Genomic DNA, 14208 nt, shown 5'->3' with positions numbered 1-14208 from the left:
TGCCTCTGTCGTATTTATCTTTATCGTATTGGTTGTAAGTAAATGATGTGATCTATCTCCATCTATCTCTTAGAAATGAAAGCCCATTCGACCTTCGCCATTGCGTAGCCAGACGCCTTTACGGCTCTTGTCCAGCTCGCCGCGTAGCCCTTGAATGACTTCATGCAGATCCAGCTTGCCTTCTTCGTGCCAGTGCAGTGCTGCCGATACATACAGCTCACCCAGCTGGGCAAATGTAAAGCCCTCGGTAATGCGCGCCGCTTCGACCACCGTTTCGTCGCCAGCAAATTCATGCAGCTTTTTGCGACGGAAATATTCCAAACGCAGCGCTTCATCCGGCAGCGTGATCTCGTATGCACGGTCAAAGCGTCCGGCACGATTCATCAGACCGGGGTCGATCTTTTCTGGATAGTTGGTTGTGCCAATCAGGAAAATCCCTTCCTTCGACGTCGCGCCATCCAGCGTATTCAGGAAAAAGGAGCGCGCCTCCGTCGGCATGGAGTCGATATCCTCGATCACCAGCACCATCGGCATCATCCGCCCTGCTGCTTCAAACACTTCTTCAATCGATTCGCTGCTTGTATATTCGGTAATTTGCCAGTAAGCGACTGGTCCTGGGACACTGCCTGCAATCGATTTAACGAGCGTCGTCTTCCCGTTGCCGGGATGACCATACAGCAGAATCCCGCGTTTATACGGAATATCGTATTTCTCGTAAAAGCTGCGATCCTCTTCAAAAAAGCGATCCAGCGAGCGGTAAATATCCTGCTTAATCTCCGGCGGCATAATGACATCATCACGCGATACGGCACGACTGACCGGTTCCAGCTGACGGTTAATACCATGTCGACCATCGGTGAACACTGTTACCCGTTTTAGACTTTGCTGCCGCTGACGCACACGTACATCTGCCAGAAACTTCAGCAGTGCCTCATCGCTAACTGCAAACACGAGATCGTCATTCGAAATGCCATGTTCGCGGAACACCGGCATTCTTGCTAATGCAACGCCAGCCTCCGTATAAGCAAACACGTTATTTTTCAGCGAGCGGTGCACATCAAAGTCTGGCTCCGGCTTGTCACCATCATATAAAAATGTCCATTCTTCCAGCCGGTCATAAATGCGGACAACATGCTCCAGCTTGTCTACGCCTGCGCGCACATCATCCTCTAGCAATGCCCAGTATTCCACATTCGGGTCTTCGCTGGCATACAGCTTATATTCCACCCCATATTGTTCCCACAGCTTCTTCTCGATTCCCGCGATAATACGGGCATAATCAGCATAACGTGTGGACAGATGAGGGTCCTGTTGGTCATATACAATAATTGCGTCCGCTGTTGTTGGTTCGGCGGCACGCGTAGGTTCGTTACTGGTGCGGTAGGTAGAATCCAATCCGTCACCCTCCTTTGTAGGTTCATTTTATAAAATTTGTTCTATCGTATTTCATACAATCGTTCATTATCGAGATACATCAGGTCATGCTATTGATCAAAGGTACAGACATACTGCTCAAGATGGATAAGCTTCATCTGATACAAAATATAAACTCATGTTATACAAATTCCATGATGTCGTACTATACAATGAAATACCTGTATCAAATGAAGTATGTCTGATCCAACATTCATGGTCTATCTTGGATTATACGCCTTTGCTCCGCAAAGTTGTAATGAGTCGAAGTCGATGCTCCGATTAGTTGGTGCCTTTGATCGCTGCCAGCGGTTTGCATTTGGCTACAACGGAAGCCAGTCCAGCACCAGTTACACTTTCGATAATCTGATCGACGTCTTTGTACGCCTGCGGGGATTCATCCAGTATACTCGCCAGCGAGCGCTGATTGACGACAATTTCGTCATCCGTGCCCACTTTCATGGAACTGGCGAATTCGTCCACTTTTACCAAACGCTTCGTCGCGGAGCGGGAACGTGCCCGTCCGGCGCCGTGGCAGATTGAATAATAATTGTCTTCGCCACCCGGCGCGCCGACCATAATGTATGAGGATGTGCCCATTGAGCCGGGAATGAGCGCTGGATGCCCAGTTTCCAAGTACGGTTTGGGATTGCCGGGATGTCCAGCTGGCAAGGCGCGAGTCGCACCTTTCCGGTGAACAAATACCGATTCGTCGCCGCGATATTCTGACCACGCGTAATTGTGCATCAGATCGTACAATGTACGCATCTCACACTGATTGCCAAACACATCGCGGAATGCTTCACGAATGGCAAATGCGATCAGATGGCGATTCACGGTTGCATAATTCAGCGCCGAATACATCAGATTCACATAATGCTGTGCTTCTGGATGTGACAATGGTAGAAATGCCAGCCGCGAATCAGCTGTGCCCAGTCCAAGCCGATGCATAGCGGCGATCATGGCTGGATTGCTATCCTGACTAATACCGCCGCCCCATGAACGTGAGCCGGAATGAACCATAATGGCAATTTGTCCATCGTACATGCCCCATGCCTCAGCGATATGACGGTTTTCCTCATCAATCTCCAGCGCTTGTATCTCGGCAAAATGATTCCCACCGCCAAGTGTACCGAGTTGACGATGCCCCCGATGCCACGCACGATCGCTCACTTGATTCAGTACATTTTCGTCAAATTTGAAGCGGCTTTCTTCAACATGCGTAAGGGACGTTGATTTTTTGGGAGTATAGCTGTCGGGTACGTATTTACCGGGCAGGGCGTGCAGCCCTTTGTTCACGACATGCTCCAGACGCAGATCGCTAAAGTGCCCGCGTTGTTGTGAATCCATCGGTAAATATTTCTCAATCGCTTTGACCAGCTTACGGCGCAGCTTGACCTCCTTGAGATCATCGCGGTGCAGATTGGTCAGATGCACCCGCATACCGCAGCCGATATCGCTACCGACGATGGAAGGCGATACACATCCGTCTTCACCGCCCCAGACCGCAGTTGTGCCAATGCAGGTTCCGACGCCTACATGCACATCCGGAGTATAGCCCATATAGCGAATGCCCGGAATTTGTAGATTGTTGTTCGCCATGGCGAATACTTTATAGTCCAACCCGGCGAATAATTCGGGGTTAGCATACACGTGAAGATCCCCAGCAGGAAGCTTCACTTCGTGAATATATGGATTTGCGCCGGGATGGCTGCTATCCATTAAAGGATGTTGATTTGTTATCATAATGGGTTTAAACCTCTTTCTATTGTTGAGCTTGTATTCCACACTTCAGACAGCGTATCGCGGAACAATTGATCTAATCTGTCATCCATTGACTCAGCAGGAGCGACTTGTGCTCCTGCCAGCTGTTCCAATTGGGGAATCTCTACTGCAAGAAACTCGTGAATCGATACGATGCGCGGTTCCAGATCCAATTCTTCGCCGGACATTTTGCGTTGTAACAGTTTATGAATATCGCTTTTTAACAGACCGTCTGGCAGCAGTTCATCCACCAGCGTATGGAAGGACATTGGCGGTATCGTGCCTTTTTCGACAATCCAGCGGCAGGCAAGCACAGGGCGCAGCACGTAAAAGTACTTTTTGCTCTTTACCATCTCGCCCTGCAAATATCCGCGGTCATTCCCTTTTGCCATATGCAGGTAGTGATACATGCAAGCACGTGGTGAGAAGCCAAGCGGCGATAATTGCCTGATCTGCTCTGCCAGTGAGTAGGCTTCATGATACACAATTGGCGAAGCTAACCATTCCAGCAGTGGCGGATTTGATTTGCGAAATAGATTCAGTGCCTTGATCAGATCCCAGCCGTTTACATCTAACTGGTCGCTGATTGGATATTCGATAACATCACGACGCTGGAAAATAGACAAATACCATTCCGGCTTGTGTACATACACGAAGCGTACATCGTAGTCGCTATCCAGCGAAGGAAACCCCCACGCTCTGCTGCCTGATTCGCAGGCATATAGTATTTTGACATCTTGTTCTTGTTCAATCCGCTGAATCTCCGCACGGATTATCACTTGCATCTCATGACTTACTTGCATGTCAATCACTCCTTTCGTGTCTCTGTTCATGTATTGTTGTAGGCTGTACGTTTTGTGTATCTGACTTTTATATGCCCAGACTAGCTGCAATGATCGCTAACTATACAAAAAGCCGCAACCCCTGTTACGGGCTGCGGCTTACGTCTGTTGGATCGGCAGCAATTCCGTTGAGGAAATGCGGCTCTGATCCAACAGGATATGCAGTTGTCATGCTCGGCAATGAGAGAAGTTAGACAAATGATGACAGGTGGCAATCCATACTTGAGCGATCACTATCATAGCAATCCAATTCATCTGGATTTGTAAGTACAGCCGCGCTACATCTGCAAGCACGACATGTGCAAACCACGTCATTTCCATAAAAAATAATCAGGCATCGAAGCGCACCTGATTATTTCCCTGCGGCATACCATTATAGAGATGCCCGCTTGTATAACTCCGCAGACTGAAGATTATGTCGTCCGTAGGAGGTTGGAAAATAAAAACTCGGAATATGCAATTGTCAAATAGCCATAATCATTGTTGTGCTGCACGTCGAAGGATTTGCCATCGATGCGTTGCTGAATATTCATTTGATTATCCCAGGTCATATTGTCCAACCTCCCCTCGTGTAAAAGTTGCTTTTATCATACTCGCGATTTTTTCCAACTGTCAAACATCCTTCATAAAAAAGAGTCTTTAGACCTACAAACCCCATGATTCGACAGCGATAACGTCTATTTTCTAAATCACGCGTCAATACGTTGTCTGATGCTTTATTTTCCTATCTTCAGTTCATTATATTCATACAGCTTCTTCTGCTATCAGATGGTAAAATATAGTCCGAAATCTGTAAAATTACAATTTGAAAGGAAGAAACCTATGTTCAAATCCATTTCCAAAAAAGCACGTCTGCTCCGTGTCCTGTTGTCCGTCGCTCTGTTGTCTGCTGCCATCGCTCCACTCAGCGCATCCGCTGCCGACTCATCCACAGCGTTCGCCAAGCTAAACTTTGCGAACAACAAATATTACATATTCAACAACGTCTGGGGTCAGGATAAAGTCCAAGGCTGGTGGCAAAACATCTACCACAACAGCGATTCCAACCTCGGCTGGGTATGGCACTGGCCAAGCACCACCTCTGATGTGAAAGCCTACCCATCCATTGTAAGCGGCTGGCACTGGACGGAAGGCTACACACCAGGCAGCGGCTTCCCAACCCGTCTGTCAGATAACAAAAACATCAACGCCACCGTCGGTTATTCGATCAAAGCATCCGGCACATACAACGCTGCCTATGATGTCTGGTTCCATAACACCAACAAAGCAAGCTGGGATTCCACTCCAACCGACGAAGTGATGATCTGGCTCAACAATACCAACGCAGGTCCACTGGGCACCTACGTAGAGACCGTCAACATCGGCGGCAGCAGCTGGAAAGTTAACAAAGGCTGGCTCGATGCAGGCAGCGGCAAAGGCTGGAACGTCTTCTCCTTCGTCCGCACCTCCAACACATCCGATGCTACCCTGAACGTCAAAAACTTTACCGACTACTTGGTAAACAACAAAAAATGGATGGCCAACACCAAATACGTCAGCAGCGTCGAATTCGGCACCGAAGTCTTCGGCGGCGACGGCCAAATCAACATCTCCAAATGGAGCGTCAACGTACAATAACGAAAACGATCCGTACTCCATCTATGTAACATACCAACTAAACCAACCAACGTATCATCCCAACCAAACCCCATCACTAACCCCAACAAACGTCCTTCGTCTAAAACAGACAAGGACGTTTGTTTTCATTATCACACCCCCCATCGATATTATTACATCCACCCCCACGCAAAAAAGCTCATCATTCTCACACACACATTTTCAATCCCATACCCTCGCCCCTTCTCTCTTTTCCCTTTTCCCTCTTCCCTCTTCACTTCTCACTTCTCACTTCCAAGTTCTCAACCGCCACATAAACTCGTATCCCTACTTGCTTCCCTCCTCTCCCGAAAAAGGTGGACTTTTTCCCTCCTTGCACGGAGCGAAGGAAAGGGAATAAGGGGATAACGGCGCCTTTGGAGTCCAGGAATCTACCGCCCCTCCCATTTCGTAGATTCCTGGACTCCACCCAAGCCGTTTCCCCTTATCCCTTTCCGTAGCGCCCCCCGTCCAACACACTCAAAAAAAGTCCACCTTTTTCACCCCCCATTCATATTTGAGTGTTACAATGTTTCACTAGTACAACTTTTTCGTTATTGATAACAGAGGTGACCCTATGACTAAAGATCGGATCGATGAATGGGCATTACTGCGCGGGATGTGTTTTCTTGCAGTTGTAATGCAGCATAGCATCGGCGAATATATTTACCGTAGTGATATTGTACCTGCGGACTCCATTATGCTTGGCATGCTGTATCATTTCACTCGCTTTGGCACGCTGACATTTGTTTTTCTGGCGGGTGCGATTTTATTTTACCAATATGGGCAGGGACGACCGTATCGACCAGTACTGCTCAAGCGGATTGGCGATATTTATGTGCCGTTTGTAATCTGGACGCTGATTTACTGGGTAACTGTTCAACTGGCAGATCATCAGCCAATCTGGCAAACAGGAAGCTGGCGGCTCCTGATTGAGCAGCTATTTGCGCCGACGAACGGATATCATCTCTGGTTCGTCATTATGATCTTTCAGTTTTATTTACTGTTCCCGGCGTTTCGCTGGTTGGTAATGCAATTTCGGGAAAAGGCGCTAGTTCAGCGTACCCCGGAGCAGCAGCGTAAGCGCGTAATTACGGTATTGGCGGTACTAGCAGTCCTGTATGGCTGGTTGATGTATCTATGCTATTATGTGTTCCCACAATGGACGCTGACCGGAATCGGACAGACATTGCTGGAACATCGGGTGAATGAGTTTCCGTTTTACTTTTTCTATTTTATTCTCGGTGCGGTATGTGGATCGGCCATTCAGACGTGGCGCGAAATCGTGCTGAAGCTGCTGCCGTGGAGTACGCTTGTGTTCCTGATCATGTATATCTGGCTCGGCTATGATCTGCTCAAGCATTCCACTGATGCGATTAATCTCAATGTATCGACATATCTAAAGCCAACAACGTTCATTATTGTCGTATCACATATGCTGCTCATGTATGGACTGGCATTATTATTATCGCGGCAACACAATGTCATGGTACGATTTCTGAAATGGTGTGGACGGTATTCATTTGGCGGATACTTGTCACATGCACTAATTCTGGCAGGTGTAGCAAGCTTCACTCGTAAGCTAGATTTGACGGGATATCATCTACCTTGGACATTGCTTAGCTTTGCGATTGTGGCGCCGTCAGCGATTATTCTGACCAGTCTGTTATCCAAGCTGCCCGGCGGTCACTGGTTAACTGGATCGGCTGGCAAAAAGCGTAAATCATCTGCAACTTCTACAAGCACATCCAAACATATTCCGCAGAACGCCAAATAGCGGCACATTTGCATGACTGGCTATCTAGCTACTTAGATCGCAATCATCAGCAAGCTTGCATCATCCTTATTTATAAAAAGAACACCCCATACACAGGAGAACATTCCCGTGCATGGGGTGTTTGGTATACCGATGATTATCATGTTGCCATCGCTATTATGTTGAATCGTATCCGTGTGAACATTACGAGATATGCCCAGCACAACATCTCAAATGATACCAAGCATACGACAGTCCGTTTACAGTGGCAAACGCACTGAAAATTCAGTCCATTCCTCGTCGCTATCTACCATAATGACCCCACGGTGCTTTTTCAGGATCTTAGACACGATCGCCAGACCGAGACCGGAGTTTTTGCGGTTCAATGGTTTGGTGCTGAATCCGGCTTCGAAGATTTGCTGTCTTAGCTTTTCGGGAATCGGGTTGCCATTGTTGCCGACAGTAAACGTTAATTGTTCACCACGGATACTCCCCGTTACTTTGACCAATTTGTCAGCATTCTCGGTTTCGGTTACAGCATCAAAGGCATTGTCGATCAGATTGCTGACGATCTTGACCAGTTCGGTCGATTTGACTGTACCGAACTGCACTGATTTCAGATTGGCAATCTCGTATTCAAATCGAATTTTGCGGTCATACGCTTGCGTCATTTTCGCTTGAATCAATGCGGACATCGCTGGCAGATTGATGTTGATAATCTGGTTCATCGCGATCGACTCACCGACCAGCTCGGCGGTGTAGGCGGATAGATCGTCATACTTTTTCATTTTGACCAATAATTGAATCGTATTGACGTGATTATTGAAGTCATGTCGTTGCTCCTTGATCGAGTTGAACAGGGCATCGATATTTTCCAGATATACGTTCTGTACGCTTTGCGCCACTGCTTCGGTGCGGCGATTCAGCATAGCGATAACGGCGAGCACAATCGCAATAATGATAAACGTACACAGGATGATGGACAACGAGATCAACAACAGCTGCTCGCTTAATCTTCCCTGTAGATCGGTCAAATCAGAGACTACCATAATGATTGCCGGATAGGTTAGCTCTACCGGGATAAAGGTTTTCAGTACCTGCTGACCATTGTAGGTTTCGGTAACCGAGATCAATTGTCCGGTACGATTCACCTGCCGGATATTATCGCGGTCAGTTGCGCTTTTGTACGAGTAATCATTATTGATCGTATTGTTCTCGTCATACCAGATCACACCATGCGAATTGTACTGATTCGACTGATCCAAAAAGATCGGTGGATTGAAAATAGAAATCCCCAGCGTCTGGCGATTCGTTTCGCCATTTAGAATTTCGCGGATAATCGCTTCTACACCGGTATCCTTGCGGTATTCGCGAACCGATTCATCATCCGTATAGACATTAATCACGTAATCGGCAGAACCATCATAGTAAAAGCCCATTTTCTCACTACTCGTTACATCCGCATCTTCACTGGATATAAGCGGTGCCGCCCAGAAATTGGGCAGCTTCTGTCCAAGTTCAACATCCGGCTCCTGCCCACGTATGAGCTGCTTGACTGCTTTCAGCCAATCAGAACGCCAGGTGCTCCACCGGGACAGATCGGTTTCATCGGAAGAGCGAACCGGTACCACATTATCCCCTTGTTGCTGGAATAATGTAATCCGATCTACACCAATCTGTTTGCTTAGCGCCTTTAATTCGTCGTCGGTAATGTTATCAAGTTGATTGCCAAGTGTAGATTGGACTGCCTGCGCTGCCATTCTGAGATTCTCACCGTTCAGATTCTCCACAAACTCTTCTCCGTTCTGAGACAGCTTGATCGATGAACGGATCTGTTCGGAGATGACGCGCATATTCTGTTCCTGTACAGAGATCAGGGCACTGCGTGACGTTAAGTAATAAATCGTATTCACAATGAGCAATACGACGGTCATAGCAATGAGAATATATACAGTGACCGGGATCGGTTTGGGCAACAGGCTCTTGCGCTGTTTCATATTGCAGTTTTACCCCCATTTATATCAGTACTTGCCTATGAGCATTCATATTTATGCATAGATAGATAAGTACATTAGCCATTTTGTCGACAAAGTTCGATTCTATTCTTCGATCATACCATGAACTGTGCCAGCCTACATCTGATTTCCAAAAAAATAATATGATATCGCTGAAAATTTCTATTAATTTCTGGAAAAGATGACTAATATTTATTGTACCGTAGCTCACTAAATAAATCCATATAGAAAGACCCCGCACGCATATGAATATGCCGTCCAGGGTCGATTCCAATCACGTTTATACAATAATCTTGCATTCTTACTATTGTAGCATCCTGAAGCTGAATATAACGGGTTAACTTTCCAGACGATCGGCGCGCCATTCCAAATACTGATTTTCCAGCATCTCATGCAAACGCCGTTCGTATACATCGCGCTCTGGCAGCCATCGCTGCGTCTCTTCATCCTCAAAAATCGTCCACAGATCGCTGAACAGATGCTCCTGCAATCCAACCGATTGACCGGCTGTACGTCCTTCTGCCCAGACCAAGCCGGCATCACTACGTAGAACGACACGCATACCATCCATCGTTCGTGCCTTCTGCCCGATACGGATTGCCGACAATAGCTGACCTAGCGTGTACCAGGTCATACTAATTAGCGCTCGATCAGTTTGAAATCGTCATAGTGGAAGCCGGGGGCTACTACACAGGATACGAATACCGGCTCATCACCGAGCGGACGTGCCATTTGCCATACACCGGCTGGGATGAGCACCTGTGGCAATTGCCCTGCTTCGATATCCAGACCGAGGATGAATTTCTCTCCTTCTTCCGGGCTGTCGCCTTTGCCGCCAAGTGTTAATTCCAACGGGCTGCCGGAATGGATCAGCCACAGCTCATCTGAATGCACAACATGCCAGTCGGAAATCTCATCAGCATGCAGCAGGAAATAGATCGACGTTGCGGAGAAGCGTGGACCTGAATACTGCGGTGGCAGAATTTGTTGTGGAATCTCGAACGACGCTTTCCACATTTCACGATACCAGCCGCCTTCTTCATGCGGAGTCAGACCAAGTGCAGCAACGAGTGGGGATACAGGTAATTGAGTTTTCATACATAGACCTTCTTTCATGGAGTATAGGGGTGTGTCATAGATGTATAGTTATTCTGTAGTTGTATGAATATTCGGCTCGGTGGACAACTGTACATTACCTGACAAGGCACGCGAGATCATGCAAGATTGCTCGGCTTTATGTGCCAGTAGCTCGGCTTTGTCCAAGTCCTGCGCCGTCGCGCTGGCAGGCAGTACGATATGCGGACGATGGATAATTTCTTTATATGTGAAAATATTGTTCGTCACATCAACATTGCCCTGCGATTGCATCGTTAGTTGTTCCACTGCAATATTCGAGCGCTCTAGCATCGCTGCCAGTGTAATGATATAACAGGTGGCTGCTGCGCCAAGTAGCATCTCGTCAGGATTGGTTCCTGTACCCGGTCCGCCCATCGGCTGCGGGATCGAGATTACTGTATTCAGATTACCGGTGGAAATGGTGCCTTCGCTATTGCGTCCGCCTTTCCAGTCGGCATCCAGTATAAATTCGTGAATCATGATGAGGTCATCTCCTGTCTGTTCGTACAGGCATTAGTGTACCATACTCCATCGCAGGATGTGCAGTATATAGAAGAGTAGAACAAAGCAAAAACACCGCATACCCGCAGTTGTATCGGGAAGCAGTGTTTGGCTTTACAATTCTTTGCGCTGAAAGCGGCGCATGCCCCATACTAGCAACACTAGCGCATACAAGATGGCATAGACGACAAAGCTCGTCGACACGACCTGCCCCAGCCCCATAGTCGAAGATAGCGAGGCGCCGACATCCACCAGCCCAGCGAGATCTTTCAGTCCGAGCATGACTGCCAGCATTTTGCGCTGTAGTGCATCGACAGGCATCAGCAGCGAGATAAGACCGGTAATATTGCTTAATGTCTGTTGTACATCCGGTTTCAATCCCATCATAGAAGTTACTTTTTCCACCATGCCGCCTAGCCAGCCTGCACCATATAGCATCGTCATGAATACGCCGTTACCGAGCGCGGAGAAGGCAGTTGAGCCGAGTAAACTGAGCGTAATCAGAATCGGTACGGTCAGCGCATATAACAAAAAGGATTGCAGATGAATTAGCCAGTTGCCGGGTACAATCGTATGCGTAGCAGTCACGATAACAATCGATACGTACAATACGAGCGCATACAGGACACCAAACGATACATAACCGAGCCAGCGACCTGCATACCATTTCCAGCGAGGAACCGGGCGAGTCAATGTCGCCTGCATAATACCGATCTCCGCTTCACCAGAAATCACCGAAAAGGAACTGAATATAACGAGAAACGCCAAAATAAAGCTACCGAAGAAAAAGCCAAGTGTGAGCAGCATCGAACCTTGCGCATATTGCGCTACCAGATCGACCGCTCCTGTGTTTGATGCCACATTGTCGCCAGTCAATGTGCGAGCAATAAACCAGAATAGAATGAGAAATAGTACAGTCATGACCATCGTCATCAGCAGTACCTTTTTGCGCATCAGTTCTTTCCATGTCATTCCGATAATAATATTCATTACTGTTCCCCCCGGTGACTGAGTCCAGATACGGCTTCCATAAACCATTCTTCCAGCCGTTCCCGTACCGGATATACATGATACAGCGTCATGCCCTGATTGACGATCAGCGTCGTGATCAGACCGACCTGCTGCTCATTATCAATCGCCGCTTCCAGCCAGATTTCGTCGCCCATACTGCCACCGTTACGTTCACCGGATGGAAGCGATTGTGCCGGGTTGATCGGTACACCGCTCGTTTCGGTTAACCACGGCAAAATATCGGGAGTATAGCCCCCGATTTTGAATAGCCAGCGCGTCTGCGTATACAGCACTTCCTGTACTGTTCCGTGGCGCAAAATCTCGCCGTTGTTCAGCAGCGCAATCCGATCACAAATATTCTCCACTTCCTCCAGCAGATGCGAGTTCAGGAAAATGGTCTTGCCTTCCTGCTTCATTTCCCGCAGCAGGTTACGTACATCCAGTCGACCGACCGGATCCAGCGCAGATGACGGCTCATCCAGAAACAAAATCGGTGGATCAGCGATGAGCGCGCAGGCGAGTCCGAGACGTTGCTGCATGCCTTTGGAATATTGCTTCACTCTGTCCTTGCCACGATTGCCAATCCCTACACGATCCAGCAGTTCGGATGTACGGCGCTGTGTCGTTGGTTTGTCCAATCCGCACAAACGAGCGTGAAGCTGAACGACCTCTCTGCCGGTCAACCATTCCTGATATCGATACAGCTCCGGCACATAGCCGATATGCCGCTTGGCAGCAACAGTGCCGATTGCATCACCGAACAGAGTAGCCGATCCGCCTGTCGGTGCGATCAGACCGACTAGCATTTTCACCAGTGTACTTTTGCCAGCACCATTGGGACCGAGGAAGCCAAAGGCTTCCCCCTGTCCAACGGTAATCTGTACATTGCGACAGCCGCGTCCGTTGTCATATTGTTTGGTCAGATTGTTGATATGAATAGCGGGTTGCGTCATGAGGCAGTCAATTCCTTCACTTTGGCAGCTACATCGCTTGAACCGGTAAATGCTTTGTCATTGCCACGCAAGGTGAACAGCTCGCCATCCTTGATCCAGTATGCGCTATATTCGGTTTGCGCTGTATTCATGTCCACATCGCCGTATTGCTGTGTTTGAATCACGACCGGAATATTGTTCACCTGTACACGTTCACTTGGCGCATTGGACAGAATCGGCAGTGGCAGTTCGCCTTTGAGAATTTTCTCTTTTTGCAGCATGTCTTTGACATCTTGCGGCATTAACGGCAGGTTGGAAATCGTCTCGAATACACGCGCTGCATCTACCCCTTCATCAAAGGTCACATTCGGTACATCCATCTGATCGAGGTTCATCCACACATCATCATTCTGCTCCAATGTATAGGAGATCGTTGCCGGCATAGTCAGGGTGATGAGTTTGCCGTTCATTTCTTCTGGCAACAGCATCGTACCGCCGAGACGGGTAATCGCACTATTCACCGCTTCGGTATTCAGCTTGTACGTTTCGGTGTGGGACGGATTCACATAGACGCGATTTTGTTCTGGAGATAGAGCCGATTTTGGAATGGAGCTGTAGCCGAGCTTGCTCGTTGCTTCGTCAGCCGTATGCTCACCTTCATACGAACCATTCGATGAGGAAAAGACGCCAAAACGGTTGATGTCTTCGGAAGTCACACCTTTTTGCTGATACTGCGTGAGCATGTCGGAAATGCCTTCGTCGTTCACAGCGGTCAGCTCCTGCATACGGAATTGATTCAGCAGCGATGCCAGCGCATTATTACCAAATGGTGTTGCCAGCACGGCACCAGCTACGACACACGCGGCGATGCCGGTTGTCCATTTGCGGGCTTTGCTGCTGAAGCGACGGGACTTGGTACGATTATGCTGCTCTGGTGCAGCGGGTGATGGATGATTCATCATATTCAATCCTTTCGGGGTCGATGTAGTGGCTGTTTCCGGTACGGATGTTGCGGATGCGGATACAGCGTGATCACGTTCTGCCCATGCCTGCCAGCTGGGATGAGGCGTTTCGGCGGCAAGCAGGGTTTGCATTTTCATCCATGCCGCGTCGGTTTCTGTCTGATCGGCAGCCGAGTTTGGCGTGGTAGTATCAATGGGGCGCTGCGGATGCTCATGGCGATCGGCATGGTCATTGTTGCCTTGCACAGGATGTCTAGTCAC

Annotated in this window: 13 protein-coding genes; 2 read left to right on the top strand and 11 right to left on the bottom strand. The window is 48.3% G+C overall.

Features of this window, described 5'->3' with window-relative positions:
- Window positions 1-69: 69 nt before the first annotated feature.
- The 4 genes from ACE3MZ_RS05195 to ACE3MZ_RS05180 form a co-directional block, all read right to left on the bottom strand.
- Window positions 70-1329, bottom strand: a complete 1260-nt coding sequence (locus ACE3MZ_RS05195) for an AAA family ATPase (protein WP_411346702.1) — start codon at window positions 1327-1329, stop codon at window positions 70-72.
- Window positions 1330-1695: 366 nt separating this feature from the next.
- On the bottom strand, window positions 1696-3135 hold the full coding sequence (locus ACE3MZ_RS05190; protein ID WP_411346701.1) for an RtcB family protein: 1440 nt from the start codon (window positions 3133-3135) through the stop codon (window positions 1696-1698).
- A 20-nt stretch (window positions 3136-3155) separates the two neighbouring features.
- Entirely contained in the window at window positions 3156-3980 is an 825-nt protein-coding gene (locus ACE3MZ_RS05185) for a nucleotidyltransferase domain-containing protein (RefSeq protein WP_411345417.1), read from the bottom strand.
- Between the two features lie 452 nt (window positions 3981-4432).
- Window positions 4433-4570: a hypothetical protein gene (locus tag ACE3MZ_RS05180; RefSeq protein WP_411345416.1), complete on the bottom strand. Its 138-nt coding sequence runs from the start codon at window positions 4568-4570 to the stop codon at window positions 4433-4435.
- A 271-nt stretch (window positions 4571-4841) separates the two neighbouring features.
- On the opposite strand from ACE3MZ_RS05180, the gene ACE3MZ_RS05175 reads away from it, so the two are divergent.
- Entirely contained in the window at window positions 4842-5636 is a 795-nt protein-coding gene (locus ACE3MZ_RS05175) for a GH12 family glycosyl hydrolase domain-containing protein (protein WP_411345415.1), read from the top strand.
- 595 nt (window positions 5637-6231) lie between these two features.
- On the top strand, window positions 6232-7431 hold the full coding sequence (locus tag ACE3MZ_RS05170; RefSeq protein WP_411345414.1) for an acyltransferase: 1200 nt from the start codon (window positions 6232-6234) through the stop codon (window positions 7429-7431).
- A gap of 239 nt (window positions 7432-7670) precedes the next feature.
- Here ACE3MZ_RS05170 and ACE3MZ_RS05165 read toward each other — a convergent pair whose 3' ends face one another.
- The 7 genes from ACE3MZ_RS05165 to ACE3MZ_RS05135 all read right to left on the bottom strand — a co-directional run bounded on the left by ACE3MZ_RS05165 (window position 7671) and on the right by ACE3MZ_RS05135 (window position 14208).
- Window positions 7671-9407 (bottom strand): sensor histidine kinase, encoded by a 1737-nt coding sequence (locus ACE3MZ_RS05165; RefSeq protein WP_411345413.1) that lies wholly within the window; start codon window positions 9405-9407, stop codon window positions 7671-7673.
- 355 nt (window positions 9408-9762) lie between these two features.
- Window positions 9763-10059 (bottom strand): hypothetical protein, encoded by a 297-nt coding sequence (locus tag ACE3MZ_RS05160; RefSeq protein WP_411345412.1) that lies wholly within the window; start codon window positions 10057-10059, stop codon window positions 9763-9765.
- Window positions 10060-10064: 5 nt separating this feature from the next.
- Window positions 10065-10523: a cupin domain-containing protein gene (locus tag ACE3MZ_RS05155; RefSeq protein WP_367054157.1), complete on the bottom strand. Its 459-nt coding sequence runs from the start codon at window positions 10521-10523 to the stop codon at window positions 10065-10067.
- A gap of 48 nt (window positions 10524-10571) precedes the next feature.
- A complete protein-coding gene (locus tag ACE3MZ_RS05150; RefSeq protein ID WP_411345411.1) occupies window positions 10572-11021 on the bottom strand; it encodes an OsmC family protein in 450 nt (149 codons plus the stop codon).
- A gap of 135 nt (window positions 11022-11156) precedes the next feature.
- Window positions 11157-12032 (bottom strand): ABC transporter permease, encoded by an 876-nt coding sequence (locus ACE3MZ_RS05145; protein WP_411345410.1) that lies wholly within the window; start codon window positions 12030-12032, stop codon window positions 11157-11159.
- Window positions 12032-13006, bottom strand: coding sequence for an ABC transporter ATP-binding protein (locus tag ACE3MZ_RS05140; protein WP_411345409.1), 975 nt, complete (start codon window positions 13004-13006; stop codon window positions 12032-12034). Before ACE3MZ_RS05140 ends, ACE3MZ_RS05145 begins: the two co-directional genes overlap by 1 nt.
- The gene (locus tag ACE3MZ_RS05135; RefSeq protein WP_411345408.1) at window positions 13003-14208 is read right to left on the bottom strand and encodes a hypothetical protein; all 1206 of its coding nucleotides are present in this window, start codon (window positions 14206-14208) and stop codon (window positions 13003-13005) included. Before ACE3MZ_RS05135 ends, ACE3MZ_RS05140 begins: the two co-directional genes overlap by 4 nt.

Origin of the sequence: Paenibacillus sp. WLX1005 (assembly GCF_046603685.1) — a bacterium.
Taxonomy (GTDB): Bacteria; Bacillota; Bacilli; order Paenibacillales; family Paenibacillaceae; genus Saccharibacillus.
This window is presented reverse-complemented; position numbering and strand designations above follow the sequence as displayed.